Source organism: Kocuria sp. CPCC 205258 (genome assembly GCF_040981005.1).
In the GTDB taxonomy this organism is placed as follows: domain Bacteria; phylum Actinomycetota; class Actinomycetes; order Actinomycetales; family Micrococcaceae; genus Kocuria; species Kocuria rosea.
In genome coordinates this window covers 146350-164389 of the sequence record NZ_JAVKPS010000006.1, presented here as the reverse complement: position 1 = coordinate 164389, position 18040 = coordinate 146350, and the positions used below count along the sequence as shown (strand labels likewise).

Annotated in this window: 12 protein-coding genes; 6 read left to right on the top strand and 6 right to left on the bottom strand. The window is 75.0% G+C overall.

Annotation, left to right across the window (positions count from 1 at the left end; translation table 11 throughout):
• Positions 1 to 62: 62 nt before the first annotated feature.
• From RF644_RS12110 to dhaK, 4 genes are all read right to left on the bottom strand, one after another.
• Positions 63 to 1040 carry a 1,4-dihydroxy-2-naphthoyl-CoA synthase gene (locus tag RF644_RS12110; protein ID WP_368796689.1) on the bottom strand — a complete coding sequence of 326 codons (978 nt, stop codon included), beginning with the start codon at positions 1038 to 1040 and terminating at the stop codon, positions 63 to 65.
• 110 nt (positions 1041 to 1150) lie between these two features.
• On the bottom strand, positions 1151 to 3628 hold the full coding sequence (gene ptsP / locus RF644_RS12105; protein WP_368796688.1) for a phosphoenolpyruvate--protein phosphotransferase: 2478 nt from the start codon (positions 3626 to 3628) through the stop codon (positions 1151 to 1153).
• Positions 3625 to 4257: a dihydroxyacetone kinase subunit DhaL gene (gene dhaL / locus RF644_RS12100; RefSeq protein ID WP_368796686.1), complete on the bottom strand. Its 633-nt coding sequence runs from the start codon at positions 4255 to 4257 to the stop codon at positions 3625 to 3627. The genes ptsP and dhaL overlap by 4 nt, the downstream gene beginning before the upstream one ends.
• A complete protein-coding gene (gene dhaK, locus RF644_RS12095; RefSeq protein WP_115163595.1) occupies positions 4257 to 5258 on the bottom strand; it encodes a dihydroxyacetone kinase subunit DhaK in 1002 nt (333 codons plus the stop codon). Before dhaK ends, dhaL begins: the two co-directional genes overlap by 1 nt.
• A gap of 122 nt (positions 5259 to 5380) precedes the next feature.
• Here dhaK and RF644_RS12090 point away from each other — a divergent pair, with 122 nt between their 5' ends.
• From RF644_RS12090 to RF644_RS12070, 5 genes are all read left to right on the top strand, one after another.
• Entirely contained in the window at positions 5381 to 6190 is an 810-nt protein-coding gene (locus RF644_RS12090) for an alpha/beta fold hydrolase (protein WP_115162927.1), read from the top strand.
• 103 nt (positions 6191 to 6293) lie between these two features.
• A complete protein-coding gene (gene hrpB, locus RF644_RS12085) occupies positions 6294 to 8870 on the top strand; it encodes an ATP-dependent helicase HrpB (protein ID WP_368796685.1) in 2577 nt (858 codons plus the stop codon).
• A 289-nt stretch (positions 8871 to 9159) separates the two neighbouring features.
• The gene (locus tag RF644_RS12080; protein WP_017832466.1) at positions 9160 to 10122 is read left to right on the top strand and encodes a CoA ester lyase; all 963 of its coding nucleotides are present in this window, start codon (positions 9160 to 9162) and stop codon (positions 10120 to 10122) included.
• Positions 10123 to 10298: 176 nt separating this feature from the next.
• Positions 10299 to 12290, top strand: a complete 1992-nt coding sequence (locus RF644_RS12075; RefSeq protein ID WP_368796684.1) for a penicillin-binding transpeptidase domain-containing protein — start codon at positions 10299 to 10301, stop codon at positions 12288 to 12290.
• 104 nt (positions 12291 to 12394) lie between these two features.
• A complete protein-coding gene (locus RF644_RS12070; RefSeq protein ID WP_035924999.1) occupies positions 12395 to 13363 on the top strand; it encodes an L-lactate dehydrogenase in 969 nt (322 codons plus the stop codon).
• Positions 13364 to 13427: 64 nt separating this feature from the next.
• Here the strand turns inward: RF644_RS12070 and putP are convergent, their stop codons facing one another.
• Together putP and RF644_RS12060 are read right to left on the bottom strand one after the other, a co-directional pair.
• A complete protein-coding gene (gene putP / locus RF644_RS12065; protein ID WP_368796683.1) occupies positions 13428 to 14924 on the bottom strand; it encodes a sodium/proline symporter PutP in 1497 nt (498 codons plus the stop codon).
• A 173-nt stretch (positions 14925 to 15097) separates the two neighbouring features.
• Entirely contained in the window at positions 15098 to 16579 is a 1482-nt protein-coding gene (locus RF644_RS12060) for a helix-turn-helix domain-containing protein (protein WP_109268150.1), read from the bottom strand.
• Between the two features lie 161 nt (positions 16580 to 16740).
• On the opposite strand from RF644_RS12060, the gene aceA reads away from it, so the two are divergent.
• Entirely contained in the window at positions 16741 to 18024 is a 1284-nt protein-coding gene (aceA, locus tag RF644_RS12055; RefSeq protein WP_017832461.1) for an isocitrate lyase, read from the top strand.
• Positions 18025 to 18040 lie beyond the last annotated feature (16 nt).

Sequence of the window (18040 nt, the reverse complement as noted above, 5' to 3'; positions counted from 1 at the left end):
CCTCCTCGCGCCGCCGGTCGGCTCCCGACCCGGGGACGGGTCGTGCACCGGCGGCAGCCGGCCTAGAAGTAGTAGGGGAAGCCGGACCAGTCCGGGTCGCGCTTGCCCAGGAACGCGTCCCGGCCCTCGACGGCCTCGTCGGTCATGTACGCCATGCGGGTCGCCTCGCCGGCGAAGACCTGCTGGCCGACCATCCCGTCGTCGGGCAGGTTGAAGGCGAACTTCAGCATCCGGATCGCCTGCGGGGACTGGGCCGCCACGTCCCGGGCGGCGGCGATCGCCGCGTCCTCCAGCTCCGCGTGCGGGACGACCTCGTTGACCGCGCCCATCTCGAGCATCCGCTGCGCGTCGTACTCCCGGGCGAGGAAGAAGATCTCGCGGGCCGCCTTCTGCCCCACCTGCCGGGCGAGCAGCGCGGAGCCGTAGCCGGCGTCGAAGGAGCCGACGGTGGCGTCCGTCTGCTTGAACCGCCCGTGCTCCCGGGACGCGATCGTGAGGTCGCAGACCACGTGCAGGGAGTGCCCGCCGCCCGCGGCCCACCCGGGGACGGCGGCGATGACCACCTTGGGCATGGTGCGGATCAGGCGCTGCACCTCGAGGATGTGCAGCCGCCCGGCGCGGGCCGGGTCGATGCTCTCGGCGGTCTCGCCCCCGGCATAGCGGTAGCCGTCGCGGCCGCGGATGCGCTGGTCCCCGCCGGAGCAGAACGCCCAGCCGCCGTCCTTGGCGGAGGGCCCGTTGCCGGTGAGGACCACGGCGCCCACGTCCGAGCTCATCCGCGCGTGGTCGAGCGCGCGGTAGAGCTCGTCGACGGTGCCCGGCCGGAAGGCGTTGCGCACCTCCGGGCGGTCGAAGGCGATCCGCACCCACGGCAGGTCCCGGAGCACCGCGCCGTCCGCGTCCCGCTCCACACCGCGGTGGTAGGTGAGGTCCTGCAGGTCCTGGAAGCCCTCGACCGTCCGCCACTGCACGGGGTCGAAGAGCTCCGAGACCTGCTCGGGGAGGTGGCTGCTGGCGGGGGTCGGGGTCGCGTCGGTCACGGGTCCGAGTCTACGGGCACTTCTCCGCCGGCCTCGAGCCGGGCCGCCGGACCGTCAGCGACGATGCGGTGGAGGGCGGGAGGAGAACGCCCCACGACAGCCACCGCCTGTCAGCCCGGGATCGCGCCCGCGGCGCCCGCCAGCAGCGCCCGCACCTCCGCGGCGGACCCGCACGCCAGGGCCCGCCGCGCGAGGTCCTGCGCACCGGCCAGCGTCACGTCCCGCAGCCGTGCCTTGACGAGAGCCACCCGGGTGGGCACCACGCTGAGCTCCTCGACGCCCAGCCCGGCGAGCACCACCGCAGCGGCCGGGTCACCGGCGAGGTCGCCGCACACCGCGACGTGCGTGCCCTCGGGCACCTCGGCGCACACCCGGGCCACCAGGTCGAGCACGACGGGCTGCCGGGCGTCCGCCAGCGCCGAGACCGCGGTGTTGCCCCGCTCGGCGGCCATCGTGTACTGCGCGAGGTCGTTGGTGCCGATGCTCACGAAGTCGAGCCCCTGCGCCACGCGGCGGACGGCCAGGGCCGCGGCCGGGACCTCGATCATGGCGCCGACCCTCATGCCCGCCGGGCGGCCGCCGATCGCCGAGGAGGCCTCGTCAAGCCGCTCCAGCGCCCACGCCACCTCCTCGGCGGTGCTGACCATGGGGAACATGACGTGCACCGGGTGGTCCCGGGCCACCAGACAGATCGCGGTCAGCTGGTCGCGGAGCACCTCCGGTGCCCGCCGCATGAGCCGGAGCCCGCGCTCGCCGAGGAACGGGTTCGCCTCGTGGGGCGCCGGCAGGAAGGACAGCGGCTTGTCGCCGCCGACGTCCCAGGTGCGGACGGTCACCGGCCGCCCGGCGAACGCCTCGGCGATCCCGGCGAACGCGGCCGCCTGCGCCTCGACCGACGGGGCGTCGTCCAGGTGGCCGAACAGGACCTCGGTGCGCAGCAGCCCGCACCCCTGCGCGCCGAAAGCGACGGCCCGGCCGGCGTCGGCCGGCGTCGTGACGTTGGCGAGCACCGGCACCGGGTGGCCGTCCGCCGTCGCGCCCGGTTCGCGTGCGGTGGCCAGGACACGCTCGGCCTCGACGGCCCGGGCGGCCGACAGCTCGCGGAGGGAGCGCCGGGTGCTCTCGTCGGGGTCGACGACGAACCGCCGCGCCCGCGCGTCGAAGCCGACGACGGTGCCGGGTGCCACCGCGGCCGCGGCCGGCCCGGCGTCGTGGTACACCGGGATGCCGCGCGAGCGGGCGACGAGGACGCCGTGGCCGGTGTCCCCGCCCGCCAGCGTGACCACGCCCGCGACCCGGTGCGGGTCCAGCGTCGCCGCCGTCGCGGCGTCGAGCTCCCGCACGACGAGGACCGTGGGCGGACCCTCGGCCGGGACGGCGTCCTCGGGCGCGCCGGCTCCGGCCAGTGCGGCGAGCACCCGCTGCCGCACGCTGCGGACGTCCTCGGCGCGCGCCCGCAGGTAGGGGTCGTCCATCGCCTCGAGCTCTCCGCCCAGCGCGGAGAGCCGGTCCTCCCACGCCGTGGGCGCGGGCGCGCCGGCGGCGATGCCGGCGGAGACGGCCTCGGTCAAGCCGGGGTCGACGAGCAGGGCCTCGTGGGCCTCGAGGACGGCGCCCACCGGGCCGGGGCCCCCGGTGGCGGAACGGCGCAGTGCGGCCAGCTCGGCGAGTGCGCGGGCGACGGCCGCGTCCGAGCGCCGCTGCTCCTCGGCAGGCCCGCCCGGCCGGTAGCCGGAGAGGTCGATCGCGCCGCCCCGCACCACCGCCGGGCCGAGGGCGACGTCGCCGCCCGGTCCGGCGGCGGGCGGCACGGGCACGACCGTCGGACCGGCCGACCCGGGGGCCGCCGGGGGCCCCTGGTCGGAGGGCCGGTCGCCCCAGGAGTCCGCGGCCAGCGCCCGCACCGCCTCGGTCAACGACTCGGCGCCGGGTCCGGACGCCTCGAAGCGCAGCCGGTCGCCCTGCCGGACGGCGAGCGTCACGAGCCCGGAGAGGCTGCGGGCGTCGACCGGACCGCGGCCCGTGCGCAGGTTCGTGACCACGGCGGCCGCGTCGGCGGCCCGCACGAGCCCGACCAGCCGGGCGGCCGGGCGCGCGTGCAGACCGTGCGGGGTGTCCACGGGCAGCTCGGCGACGACCTCGGGTGCCGCGGGCGGCGCCGTCGTGCCCGTCGCCGACGGGTCCGCCGCCTCCCCCAGGTGATCCAGCTTGGCGGCCAGTCCGCGGCCGGCCTCCTCGAGCACCGCGTCCAGCGGCGCGCCGGTCGCGGCCGTCACCACGGCGGCGACCAGCCCCTCGACGAGCGGAGCGGGCGACAGGCGCACCCGCTCGGCGACGTCGGGCGGCACGAGCTCCCGCGCCATCTCCGCGCTGAGCACGGCGCTGCCGAGGTCGAGGAGCACCAGCACGCCGTCCGGTGAGTCGACGGCGGTGATGGCGTCGGCGACCGCGACGGCGTCCGTGCCGAACCCGGCGCCGGCACCCGCCGCCACGGCGATCGGCGGGCGCTCCGCGACCATCTCGCAGGCCAGCTCGACGGCCGCCTCGGCCAGCGCGCGGCTGTGCGAGACGACGACGATGCCGATCACGGCAGGCTGTCGGCGGCGGACCGCAGCAGCAGCGCCGTGCTGGTGGCGCCCGGGTCCTGGTGCCCGGCGCTGCGCTGGCCCAGGTAGCTGGCCCGGCCCTTGCAGGCCACGAGCGGGATCGTCGCGGCGCAGCCTGCCTCTGCCGCGTCGGCCGCGGCGGACAGCGCGTCGGCGATGCCGGCGCCCCCGGCCACCGCCACGTCGTAGGCGTCGATCGCCGGCACCAGGGCGTCCACCATCGTCTTGTCGCCCTGCTGGGCCTTGCCCCGGGCGACCACGCCCTCCAGGCCGGCCCGCAGCGCCCCGCCCAGGGCGGCGGCGTCGACGGCCTGCCCACCGGCCAGCCCGCCGCCGACCCGCAGGAAGAACGTGCCGTACAGCGGGCCGCTGGCCCCGCCGACGGTGCTGACCAGGGTCATGCCGGCCTTCTTCAGCATCGCGCCGGCGTCCCCGGCGTCGCCCGCGTCCAGCGCGCCGACGACCGCCCGCATGCCACGGTCCATGTTGCTCCCGTGGTCGGCGTCGCCGATGGCGGAGTCGAGTTCCGTGAGCTCGGCGGCGTGGTCGTGGACGACCTCCGCGAACCTCCGCAGCCAGCGGTCGAGACCCTCGGCGGTGACCTCCGGCATCACGTGCCCCAGCGCAGGCCGGGGGTGTTGACCGGCGCGTCCCACAGGCGGACGATCTCGTCGTCCGCGCGCAGCAGGGTCACGGAGCAGCCGGCCATGTCCAGCGAGGTGATGTAGTTGCCGACCAGGCTGCGGGCGACCGGGATGCCGGCCTTCTGCAGCAGCTGCTGCACCTCGGAGTACATGATGTACAGCTCGATCAGCGGCGTGCCGCCCATGCCGTTGAGGAACGCGATCACCGGGGCGCCGTCGGCCGCTGGCAGGTCGGCGAGGACCGGCTCGACGAGCATGGCCGCGACCTCCCGCGCGGGAGCGATCGGCCGCCGTTCGCGCCCGGGCTCGCCGTGGATGCCGATGCCGACCTCGATCTCGTTCTCGCCGAGCTCGAACGTCGGCCTGCCCGCGGCCGGGACCGTGCACGAGGTGAGCGCCATGCCCATGCTGCGCCCCTGCTCGTCGACCCGCCGCGCGATGTCGGCGACCTCGGCGAGCGGACGGCCCTCCTCGGCGGCCGCACCGGCGATCTTCTCCAGCAGCACGGTGACCCCCACGCCGCGACGGCCGGCGGTGTACAGGCTGTCCTGCACGGCGACGTCGTCGTCGGTGACGACCGAGACCACCTCGACACCGTTCTCGGCGGCGAGCTCGGCGGCCATCTCGAAGTTCATGACGTCGCCGGTGTAGTTCTTCACGATGTGCAGGACGCCGGCGCCGCCGTCGACGCCGAGGGTCGCGGCGAGCATCTGGTCCGGCACCGGGGAGGTGAACACCTCGCCGGCGCAGGCCGCGTCCAGCATCCCCGGGCCCACGAACCCGCCGTGCATCGGCTCGTGTCCGGAGCCGCCGCCGGACACCAGGCCCACCTTGCCGCGCCGGGGCGCGTCGGCGCGGAAGACGACGCGGTTGGAGTGGTCGACGCGCAGGCGGTCCCCGTGCGCCGCCTGCATGCCGAGCAGGGCCTCCCGGACGACGTCGGCCGGGTCGTTGATGAGCTTCTTCATGTGCCCCATCCGACCACTCCGCCGGTGGTCGTGACAACAGTTCCGGACGACTGTGGGGCATTGAGTCCTCGGCGCGCGACGAGAGCGCCGTCCGCCGGCGGCCGAGACCCTAAGCTCGGAGGATGGCTGAGATCCGGACGAGCACCCTGCACACCACCGCTGTCGGGGACGACGGCGACCGCGTCGTCTTCCTGCACGGTCTGTTCGGCCGGGGCAAGAACTTCACCCGGATCGCCAAGGACCTCCAGCCGGACCTCCGGAGCCTGCTCGTGGACCTGCCCAACCACGGCGGGTCCGCGTGGACGGACCGGGTGGACTACGAGCAGATGGCGGACTCCGTGGCCGAGACCCTGCGCGACGACTTCGCCGCGGCGGGGCCGGTCGCCGTCGTCGGGCACTCCCTCGGCGGCAAGGTGGCGATGGTGCTGGCGCTGCGGCACCCGGACCTCGTCTCCCGCCTCGTCGTGGTGGACATCGCCCCCGCCCGGGCCGGGGGCGGCGAGGGCGAGTTCGCCCACCTGCTGGACAGCCTCGCGGCCGTGGACCTCACGGCCGTCGAGCGCCGCTCGGACGCGGACGAGGCCCTCCGGGGGCCCATCCCGTGGGACACCACCCGGAGCTTCCTGCTGCAGAACCTGCGCAGGGGCCCGGAGGGCCTCTCCTGGGAGCCGAACCTCGAGCTGCTGCGGTCGAGCCTGGACACCATCGGCGGCTTCCCGGACACCGGGGACGCCGTCTACGAGGGTTCGGTGCTCTGGGTCGCCGGCGGGCGCTCGGACTACGTCCGCGACGAGCACGCGCCGGTCATGCGCCGGCTGTTCCCCCGGGCGCACCGGGTGACGATCCGCGAGGCCGGCCACTGGGTCCACTCGCAGGAGCCGGAGAAGTTCGCCGCGGTGCTGCGCGGGTTCCTGGCCCGCACCGGGCCCTGACCGCCCTCCCCGTCCGGGTCGCGGCCGTCCCGGACGGTGCGCGCCGGGTGCGGCGGCCGCCGTCCGCCGCGGTCGGCCTCCGCGGCGGTGGGAGACTGGGACGATGAGCCCCGTCCCCTTCGACCTCGCCCGGATCGGCGCCGGCCTGCCGGTCGCCGGCGTGCTCGGCGAGCTCCGCGCGGCCCTCGCCGGCGGCGTCGCCGTGGTGCAGGCCCCGCCCGGCACCGGCAAGACCACCCTGGTGCCCCCGCTGGTCGCCGACCTGCTGCACGAGCGCGCCGCGGACCCCGCGCCCGGCCGGGTGGTCGTCACCCAGCCCCGCCGGGTCGCCGCCCGCGCGGCGGCCCGGCGGCTGGCCCACCTGGCCGGGACCCGCGTGGGTGAGCTCGTGGGCCACACGGTGCGCGGCGACCGGCGCACCGGGGCCGGCACCCTCGTCGAGTTCGTCACGCCCGGCGTGCTCCTGCGCCGGCTGCTGCAGGACCCCGGGCTGCCCGGGGTGGGCGCCGTGGTCCTCGACGAGGTCCACGAGCGCGGTCTCGAGTCCGACCTGCTCGTCGGCATGCTGGCCGAGGTCCGGCAGCTGCGCGAGGACCTGGTGCTCGTCGCGATGTCCGCGACCCTCGACGCCCCGCGCTTCGCCGGACTGCTGGGCGAGGGCGCCCCGGCCCCGGTGGTCGACTGCCCGGCCGCCCTCCACCCGCTCACGGTCCGGTGGGCCCCGGCCCCCGGGCGGCGCACCGACGAGCGCGGGGTCACCCGTGCGTTCCTCGACCACGTCGCCCGGACCGCGGCCGAGGCCCACGCGCAGGCCCTGGCCCGGGACGGCGCCACGGACGCGCTCGTGTTCGTCCCCGGGGCGTGGGAGGTCGCCCAGGTCGCCCGGCGGCTGCGGGAGACCTGCCGCGGGACCGAGGTGCTCGAGCTGCACGGGCGGGTCGGGGCCGCCGAGCAGGACCGGGCGACCTCGGGCCGCCGCCCCGGGGACCCGCCCCGCGCGGTCGTCTCCACGTCCCTGGCCGAATCCTCACTGACGGTGCCGGGCGTGCGCCTCGTGGTCGACTCCGGGCTCTCCCGCGAGCCCCGGCGGGACGCCGGCCGCGGCATGACAGGCCTGGTCACGGTGGCGGCCTCCCGGGCCTCGGCTGAGCAGCGGGCGGGCCGTGCCGCCCGGCTCGGGACCGGGGAGGTCGTGCGCTGCTACGACGAGCGGACCTGGGCCGCGATGCCCCGCCACCTCACCCCCGAGCTCGCGGCCGCCGATCTCACGGGCGCCGCGCTGCTGCTCGCCTGCTGGGGCGCCCCCGGCGGACGGGGCCTGTCCCTGCCGGACGCCCTGCCCGCGCCGGCCCTGGCCGACGCCGTCGCCGTGCTGCACGGGCTCGGCGCGCTCGACGACGACGGCCGGGCCACCGCCACCGGCCGGCTGATCGCGGCGGTGCCCGTGGACCCGCGCCTGGCCCGCGGCCTGCTGGACGGCGCCCGCACGGTGGGCGCCCGACCGGCGGCCGAGGTCGTCGCGATGGTCTCGGACGACCACCGCCCGCCCGGCGGGGACCTGACCCGCCTGCTCGTCGAGCTGCGCGCCGGGCGGGCCCCGGAGGCCCGCCGCTGGGCCGACGAGGCCCGCCGGCTGGAGCGGATCGCCACGGACCCGCCGTTCTCCGCAGCGCCCGCCCCGCCGGCGGCCGGGGACGTCCCGGCCGATTCCGTGACCGGTGCCGTCGTGGCGCTGGCCCTGCCGGAGCGGGTCGCCCGGAAGGTGGGGGACACCTACCTGCTCGCCTCCGGGACCCGTGCGGGACTGGCCCCGGGGAGCGGCCTGGCGGGCCACGAGTGGCTCGCCGTCGCGGACGTCACCCGGGCGTCCGGCCAGGCCGCCGCCGGGACCGGGGCGGTCGTGCGCGCCGCGGCGGCGCTCGACCGGCCCCTCGCCGAGCGCTGCGCCGAGCACCTGCTCACCGACGAGGTCCGCACCCGCTTCGAGGACGGGCGGGCGGGCGCCCGCCGCGTCCGCGCGCTCGGGGCGATCGAGCTGTCCTCGACCCCGGTGCGGCCCACCCCGGCGGCGGCCCGCGAGGCGGTGCGCGCCGCCCTGGCCGAGCAGGGCCTCGGCCTGCTCGGCTGGTCGGACGGCGCCGACCGGCTGAGGCGCCGGCTCGCGCTGCTCCACCACCGGCTCGGGGACCCGTGGCCCGACGTGTCCGATGCCGCCCTGCTCGACCGGCTCGACGAGTGGCTCGCCCCTGAGCTCGACGCCCTCGCCGCCGGCCGCCGGGTCGACCTCGCCGCGCCCCTGCGGCGGCTGCTCCCGTGGCCGGAGGCCGCCCGCCTCGACGAGCTCGCGCCCGAGCGGCTGACCGTGGCCAGCGGCTCCCGGGCCCGGATCGACTACCCGGCCGCCGACGACCCCGCCGGCCGGCCCGTGGTCAGCGTCAAGCTCCAGGAGTGCTTCGGGTGGGCGGCGTCCCCGGCCGTGGCCGGCGGCCGGGTCCCGGTCCTCTTCCACCTGCTCTCCCCGGCGGGGCGGCCGCTGGCCGTGACCGACGACCTCGCCTCCTTCTGGTCCGGCCCCTACGCCCAGGTGCGCGCCGAGATGCGCGGCCGCTACCCCCGGCACCCCTGGCCCGAGGACCCCTGGACCGCGCCCGCGACCGCCCGCACCGCGCGCCGCTCCTGAGCCCGGACCCGTGCCCGGGCACGGCGGGTGGCGTCCCGGTGTGATCTGGGTTACGGTGGAGTCACCGCACCTGCCGAGCGCGTTGATCCAGCGCGCACGGACCGGCTCGCCCACCTCGCGATCCCCGGTCCGGGGCACGCACCGGCCGGACCCCCGCGACGCGATCGTTCCCGCGGGCCCGGCACCGGTCACGGTTCCGCCGGGCAGCACCTGCCCTCCCAGCACGGGTGCCCCGGCACATCTGTCACACCGCAGCTCGCTGCACCTCACGGAGAACGGGTACGCCCTCATGACTGCCACCTCGATCGAGACCACGCCGACGACCCCGACCACCTCGTCCCTGCCGCTGGTTCCCCAGGTCGCCGCTCCCGCGGTCGGCCCGGAGCTCGCCCGCTCCTGGCTGCTCGTCAACGGCGCCCAGGCCGAGCGGTTCGCGGCGGCCCGGGCGAGCGCGGCCGACGTCGTCGTCCTGGACATCGAGGACTCCGTGGCGCCCAAGGACAAGGAGCGCGCCCGCCGCAACGTCATCAGCTGGCTGGACGCCCGGGACGAGCACGGCGAGCAGCACCACGCGTGGGTGCGGGTCAACGGCTTCGGCACCCAGTGGTGGGAGGAGGACCTCCGGGCCCTTGCCGGCGTCCGCGGCCTGGACGGCGTCATGCTGGCCATGGTCGAGTCCCCGGAGCACGTCACCCGCACCGCGGAGCTGCTCAAGGACACGCGGATCGTGGCGCTCGTCGAGACGGCCCGCGGCGTGCAGCACCTGCAGGCCATCGCCGGCGCCCGCTCCACGTACCGCCTCGGCTTCGGCCTGGGCGACTTCCGGCGCGACACGGGCTTCGGGGAGAACCCCATGACGCTGGCCTACACGCGCTCGCAGTTCACGATCGCCTCCCGGGCGGCCAACCTGCCCGGCCCCATCGACGGGCCCGCCGTCGGCGCGCTCGGGCCGAAGCTGGCCGAGGCCACGTCCGTGACCCTGGAGTTCGGCATGACGGGCAAGCTGTGCCTGATGCCTGAGCAGACCGCCACGGTCAACGAGGGCCTGAGCCCGTCCCTGTCCGAGCTGTCCTGGGCCACCGAGTTCCTCCAGGAGTTCGACGCCGACGGCGGGGAGATCCGCAACGGCTCCGACCTGCCGCGCCTCGCCCGCGCCAAGAAGATCCTGGGCCTGGCCGGCGCCTTCGGCCTGAGCATCCCCGAGGGCTACGACGTCCACTTCGAGGCGCCGACCGACACGTACCACTGCTGATCCGGTGGTGAGGGGCCGGCACCCGGCCCCGCCCCCGCGCGGGAGCGCACCCCCTCCCCGCGCGTCCGACGGACCGGTGGGCGCCGTGCAGACACGGCGCCCACCGGTTCTTCCGTGTCCGGATCCCTCCGCCCCGGCCTGTCCCGTCCGGGGCGGGACGGACTAGATTCGACACCGTGCAGACTCCCCGCCCCGCCCCGCAGCCCCAGGCGTCCCGGCCCCGCCCCCGGCGGCTGAGGGCGGCCCTCCCGGTCGCCCTCTCCGCGGCCCTCCTCGCCACCGGCTGCTCGGCGCTCGCCCCCGACGGCGGGCGGGAGACCGCCGACCGGGTCGCCGCGGCCCTGGGCGCGGGCAGCGTCCAGGAGCTGTCCTTCGGCGACGTCGAGGGTCCCTCCGCCCAGGAGCAGTACGAGCGGATCACCGCGCCGCTCGGGGAGGCCGCCCCGGCCGTCGAGGTCTCCGCGGTCGAGGACACCGGGCAGGAGGACCGCCGCGAGGCCACCCTGTCCTGGTCGTGGGACCTCCCGGGCGTGGCGCAGGACTGGGCGTACGACTCGGTCCTCCCGCTGGTCCGGACCGGGTCCGGGGACTGGTCCGCCGAGTGGTCCCCGGCCGTGGTGCACCCGGGCCTGGCGGAGGGGGAGGCCCTGCGCGCCCGGACGGTGGCCGCGGACCGCGGGGACATCCTCGGGGCGGACGGCGAGACGCTGGTGACGGAGCGCCCGATCCGGCGGGTGGGCATCGACCGGTCGCAGCTCGACGGGGCGGACCCCGAGGAGGCGGCCCGCCGGCTCGCCGAGGCCGTGGACATCGACGCCGACGCCTACGCCGAGGCCGTCGGACAGGCCGGGCCCGAGGCGTTCGTCGAGGCCGTCCCGCTGCGGCTGGAGGACTTCCGGGAGCTGGACGCGGCGGAGATGGAGGCGGTCCCGGGCCTGCTCGTGGTCGAGGACGAGCTGCCGCTGGCGCCCTCCCGCGGCTTCGCCGCCGACCTGCTGGGCGGGGTGGCCGAGGCGACGGCCGAGGACGTGGCGGACTCCGGCGGGGAGCTCGCCCCCGGGACGGCGATCGGCCGCGGGGGAGTGCAGGAGCGCTTCGACGACCGGTTGCGCGGCACGCCCGGCGTCGTCGTCGAGGAGATCGGGGACGAGTCCGCGGCCGGCGAGCCGCTGTTCGAGGTCCCGGCGCAGGCCGGCGAGCCGGTCGCGGTGACCCTGGACCGCGGGCTCCAGGCCACCGCCGGTGAGCTGCTGGCCGGGATCGAGTCCCCCTCGGCGGTCGTGGCCGTCCGGCCCTCCACGGGCGAGCTCGTCGCCTCGGCCAACGGGCCGGGCTCCGAGGGCTACTCCACCGCGCTGCTGGGCCGGTACGCGCCCGGCTCCACCTTCAAGGTGGTCACGGCCCTCGGGATGCTCCGGCAGGGCGACACCCCCGGGACGGTCGTGCAGTGCCCGCCGTCCACGACCGCCGCGGGCGTGCGGGTCGACAACGTCGAGTCCTATCCGGCCGAGTTCACCGGCTCGATCACCCTCACCGAGGCGCTCGCCCACTCCTGCAACACCACCTTCGTGGACCAGCACGACCGGATCGACCAGGCGGAGCTGGCCGAGGCCGCGGCCGCGCTCGGGATCGGGGTGCCCGCGGAGCTGTCCGTGCCCGCGTTCTGGGGTGAGGTCCCGCGGGAGGAGCCGCCGGCCCAGCACGCCGCCGCGATGTTCGGGCAGGGCCGCACGCTTGTGTCCCCGCTGAGCATGGCCGGGCTCACCGCCTCGGTCGCCGCCGGAGAGCTCGTCACCCCCCGGCTGGTCAGCACCGAGGGACTGCTCGACGAGGACGCCGCGACCCGGCCCGGACCGGAGGAGCCCCTGACCGCTGAGGAGGCGGAGCAGCTGCGCACCATGATGCGGGCCGTCGTCTCGTCCGGGCACCTGGGCGTGCTGCAGGGGCTCGAGCCGGACACCGCGATCGGCAAGACCGGCACGGCCGAGTTCGGCGACGAGGACCCGCCCCGGACCCACTCGTGGGTGATCGCCGAGCACGAGGACCTCGCCGTGGCGGTCTTCGTGGAGGACGGCGGCCTGGGCTCGGTCACCGGCGGACCCATCATGCGGGACTTCCTGGCCGCGGCCTCCGCGGCCTCCGCGGCCTCCGCGTCCACCGCCGGCTGAGCCGCGACACGGTGGCCCGGGCCCTTCCGCGGCCCGCGCCGCTGGCCCAGGATGGGAGCACACCGTCCGCAGCCGCGGACCACCGGACCACCGAGGAGTTCCCCGTGCCCGAGACCGTGCCCACCACTCCCGCGAGAACCAAGATCGGCGTGGTCGGCGCCGGATCCGTCGGCTCCTCCCTGGCCTACGCGGTCCTCATCAAGGGCGTCGCCCAGGAGGTGGCCCTCTACGACCTCGCCGGGGACCGGGTCCGCGCCGAGGGCCTGGACCTCGCCCACGGGGCCATGTTCACCCCCAGCTCCCGGGTGACCGGCTCCGACGACGTCGCCGTGCTGGCGGGCTCGGACGTCGTCTTCGTGACCGCCGGGGCCAAGCAGCGGCCCGGCCAGACCCGGATGGAGCTGGCCGGCGCCAACGCCGCGATCCTCGAGCAGCTGATGCCGCGGCTGGTGGAGCAGGCGCCCGAGGCCGTGTACGTGCTGGTGACCAATCCGTGCGACGTGCTCACGGTCATCGCGCAGAAGCTCACCGGCCTGCCCACGGAGCGGGTGATGTCCTCCGGGACCGTGCTGGACACGTCCCGGCTGCGGTGGCTGCTGGCCGAGGAGGGCGGGGTGTCCACCACGAGCGTGCACGCCACGATCGTCGGCGAGCACGGGGACACCGAGTTCCCCCTGTGGTCGAACGCGAACATCGGGCAGATCCCGCTGCGGGACTGGACCGTCGAGGGGCGGCGGCCCTTCACCGACGAGCGGCTGGACGAGATCACGCACCGGACGATCAACGCGGCGTACACGGTGATCCAGGGCAAGGGCGCCACCAACTACGCGATCGGCCTGGCCGGGGCGCGCGTGGCGGAGGCCGTGCTGCGGGACGAGCACGCCGTGCTGCCCGTCTCCACGGTCCTCGACGACTACCGGGGGATCAGCGGGGTCGCCCTGTCCGTGCCGTCGATCGTCGCGCGGCGGGGCGTCGTCGAGCGGCTGGCCGTGCCCATGGACGAGCAGGAGCTGGCCATGCTGCACCGCTCCGCCGAGGCGATCCGGGCCACCCTGGCCTCGATCGGGTACTGACCCCGGACGGCGCCGGGGCCCGTTCCGGCGTGCGGAACGGGCCCCGGCGGAGCGGTGCGAGAGGTCAGCGGGCGGCCATCTCGTCCTCTGCCGCGTGGGCGAGGCGCACGGCGTCGTCGAACTCGCGCTCGACCTCCTCGTCGCGCCGGTAGGTGGCCTTCGAGACCAGCACGGCGGAGACGAGGCTCACGAGGAAGCCGGGGATGATCTCGTAGAGGTCGGCCCACGGGGTCACGGTCCACGCGAACACGGTGACCGCGCCCAGGATCATGCCGGTGATCGCGCCCAGGTTCGTGAGCTTGCGCCAGAACAGGGACAGGATCACGATCGGGCCGAACGAGGCGCCGAAGCCGGCCCAGGCGAACGCCACGAGGCCGAGGATCGTGTTGTTCTGCTCCCAGGCCAGGAAGGTGGCCACGAGGGCGACGAGGGCCACGCCCGCGCGGCCCATCCACACCTGCTTGCGCTCGGACGGGGACTCCTTGACCGTCAGCTTGTACAGGTCCTCCACCAGCGCGGAGGAGGAGACGATGAGCTGGGAGGAGACCGTGGACATGATCGCCGCGAGCACGGCCGCCAGCACGAAGCCGGCGATCACGGGGTGGAAGAAGACCTGCGCGAGGTCCAGGAACACGGACTCCGGGTCGGTCGGGCTCTCGTCCGGGCGGTTGCCGTAGTAGGCGACGCCGACCAGGGCGGTGGCGATCGCCCCGATGACGCTGAGCACCATCCAGGTCAGGCCGATCCGGCGGCCGGTCTTGGCGTCGGAGGGGGAGCGCATGGCCATGAAGCGGACGATGATGTGCGGCTGGCCGAAGTAGCCGAGGCCCCACGCCAGGGCCGAGATGACGCCGATGGCCGTGGCCCCGGACACCATGGAGAGGGCGTCGGGCTGGACGGCGCGGATGTTCTCCGCCATCTGGCCGAAGCCGCCCACGTTGATCACGCCCACGACGGGGACGAGGAGCAGGGCCGCGAACATCAGGAGGCCCTGGGCCACGTCCGTGTAGGTCGCACCGAGGAAGCCGCCGAAGAGTGTGTAGGCGATGGTGACGCCGACGACGAGGAGCAGCCCGGCGTGGTACGTCGAGCCGAAGGACGACTGGAAGAACAGTCCGCCGGCCACCATGCCGGAGGAGACGTAGAACGTGAAGAACACCAGGATGATGAGCCCGGAGACGATGCGCAGCAGCCGGCTGCCGCCCTTGAGCCGGTTGTCCAGGAAGGACGGGATCGTGATCGAGTTGTGCGAGACCTCGGTGTAGGAGCGCAGCCGGGGCGCGATGAACTTCCAGTTGACCCACGCGCCGACGATCAGGCCGACGGCGATCCACGCCTCGACCAGACCGGAGAGGAACACCGCGCCGGGCAGACCGAGCAGCAGCCAGCCGGACATGTCGGAGGCACCGGCGCTGAGGGCGGCGGTCCCGGGCTTGAGGTTGCGCCCGCCGAGCATGTAGTCGTCGAGGTTCTTCGTCCTGCTGTTGGCGTAGAGGCCGATCCCGATCATGGCGGCGAAGTAGATGACGATCGCGATCGTCTGGGCTATCTCTTGGGGCATGGTGTCCTTTCCGCCCGGAGCCGGCCCGGTGGAGCGCAGCGTCCAGGGGGGTGGGTGGAGCAGAGGTCCCACAGAACTTTACGCCCGCTCCCGGGCAGTGGCCAGCCACTACGGGTATAGGGAGGCGGTCCCGGGGGTGCGGGGAGACCGCGCCGGCGGCCCGCGGGGCCGGCTCAGGCGTCGTCGTGCGCCTGCAGGAACTCGTAGACCTCCCGCTCGTCGACGCCGGGGAAGGCCCCCTCCGGGAGGGCGGCGAGCACGTGCGAGTGGGCCCGGGTGTTGGGCCAGGCGTGGCCCGCCCACACCCGGCTGAGCTCCTCGGGCGGGCGCCGGCAGCACGAGGGGTCCGGGCAGGTCGACACCGTGCGGTGCGGGGTGTCGCGGCCGCGGAACCAGCGGGCGTCGGTGAACGCGACGCCCACGCCGATGGAGAACACGCCCTGGCTCGAGAGCTCCGTGCGCGTGGAGCACCAGTACGTGCCGGAGGGGGTGTCCGTGTACTGGGCGAACGCCGTGAACTGGTTGGGCTGGTCGAAGACGGTGCGCCCGGACCACTTGCGGCAGGAGATCTGGCCCTCGATCGCCCCGGTGTGGTCCGTCGGGAATGCCAGCCCGTTGTTCTCGTAGGCCTTGTGGATCACCCCGGACGAGTGCACCTTGTGGAAGTGGGTGCGGATCCCCAGGTGCCGGGTGGCCAGGTTCGTGAAGCGGTGGCCCGCCGTCTCGTGGGACACGGCGAAGCGGTCCTTGAGGTCCTCCAGGAACAGGTCCCGGTCCTTCTTCGCCTCGAGCAGGAACGGGACGGTCTTGTCCTCCGGGAGCATCACCGCGGCGGCGAAGTAGTTGGTCTGCACGCGCTGGGCGAGGAACTCGGCATAGTCCTTGGGCGGCTCGTGGCCCAGCACCTGGTGCCCCACGGCTTGGAGCAGCACCGCGCGGGGGTCGTGGTCCGCCCGGGGGCTCTGCACCAGGTAGATCCGCCGGTTGAGCAGGTCGGTCACCGAGCGGGTCGAGTGCGGGAGGTCGGTGACGTGGTGGATGCTGTAGCCGAGCCTGCCCACCATCTCGGAGATCACGGAGTTGGACACGGGACCCGAGGAGTAGCCGCCCAGGGTCAGCAGCTCCTTGGCGGCCTGCTCCAGGTCCGGGAAGTAGTTGTCCTGCGCCCGCATGAGCCGGCGCAGCTGCACGTTGGCCCGGCGGGCCTCCTCCGGGGTGGCCGAGTTCTTCTCGAGGGCCTCGGCCAGCCGCTCCTGCAGGGCCACGAGCGCCTCGAGCACCTCGGTGGACAGCGCGGAGCTGACCCGGACGGTCGGCAGCCCCAGCTGCTCGTAGAACGGGGAGCGCTGGGCACGCTCGAGCTGGATCTCGAGCGCCTCCCGCCGGGTGCCGGGCTCGGCCCCGAGCAGGGCGTCCACGCTCGTGCCCAGGACCTCGGCGAGGCGCCGCAGCAGGCTGAGCCGGGGCTCGCGGCGCCCGTTCTCGATCACGGACAGCTGCGAGGTGGCGGTGCCCGCCCGGTCCGCGAGCTCCGCGAGCGTCATGCCGCGGTCCTTGCGCAGCGAGCGGATGCGCCGGCCGAGACCGATCAGGTCGGTGCTGCCGGCCGGCTCCGCCGTCGTCGGTTCCTCGGTGCCCCACGCGCTGGTCGTCATTTCTTCACGATAGACGAAAAACAAGGAAAGTTCGACGAGAAACGTGGGGTTGATCCGCCTTGAACTGGGGCAAAGTGGGATGTGTCACCACGGAAGAGCGAACTTCCCGGTGACCCCGAAGCCGAAGCACCCGTTCTCGGACCACTCAACGAGGAGCCGACATGTCCTACCCCAACGCCCCCAAGACCGCCGACGAGATCCGCCAGGAGTGGGACGCCGATCCCCGCTGGGCGCAGATCACCCGCGACTACACGGCGGAGGAGGTCGTCCGCCTGCGCGGCACGGTGCAGGAGGAGATGACCCTGGCCCGCCGCGGCGCGGAGCAGCTGTGGGAGAAGCTGCACACCGAGGACTTCGTCAACTCCCTGGGCGCCCTGACCGGCAACCAGGCGGTCCAGCAGGTCAAGGCCGGTCTCAAGGCCATCTACCTCTCCGGCTGGCAGGTCGCCGGCGACGCGAACCTCGCGGGCCAGACCTACCCCGACCAGTCGATCTACCCCGCCAACTCCGTCCCGGCGGTCGTGCGGCGGATCAACAACGCGCTGATGCGCGCCGACCAGATCGAGCACTCCGAGGGCACGAGCACGGTCGAGGACTGGCTGGTCCCGATCGTGGCCGACGCCGAGGCCGGCTTCGGCGGCCCGCTCAACGCCTACGAGCTCATGAAGTCCATGATCGCCGCCGGCGCGGCCGGCGTGCACTGGGAGGACCAGCTGGCCTCCGAGAAGAAGTGCGGCCACCTGGGCGGCAAGGTGCTCATCCCCACCCAGCAGCACGTCCGCACCCTGAGCGCGGCCCGGCTCGCGGCCGACGTCGCCGACGTCCCCTCGCTGATCATCGCCCGCACCGACGCGGAGGCGGCCACCCTGATCACCTCGGACGTCGACGACCGCGACAAGCCGTTCGTCACCGGCGAGCGCACCGCGGAGGGCTACTACAAGGTCCGCAACGGCCTCGAGGCCTGCATCGCCCGCGGCAACGCCTACGCCCCGTACGCCGACCTGCTGTGGATGGAGACGGGCACTCCGGACCTCGAGCTGGCCAAGAAGTTCGCCGACGGCATCCACGCGGAGCACCCCGACCAGATGCTCGCCTACAACTGCTCGCCGTCCTTCAACTGGAAGAAGCACCTGGACGACGCCACGATCGCCAAGTTCCAGCGCGAGCTGGGTGCGATGGGCTTCAAGTTCCAGTTCATCACCCTGGCCGGCTTCCACGCCCTGAACTACTCGATGTTCGACCTCGCCCACGGCTACGCCCGCAACCAGATGACGGCCTACGTGGAGCTGCAGGAGCGGGAGTTCGCGGCCGAGGAGCGCGGCTACACCGCCACCCGCCACCAGCGCGAGGTCGGCACCGGCTACTTCGACCTGGTCTCCACCGTCCTCAACCCGCAGTCCTCCACCACGGCGCTGGCCGGGTCCACCGAGACCGCCCAGTTCTGAGCCGAACGGCCCTGAG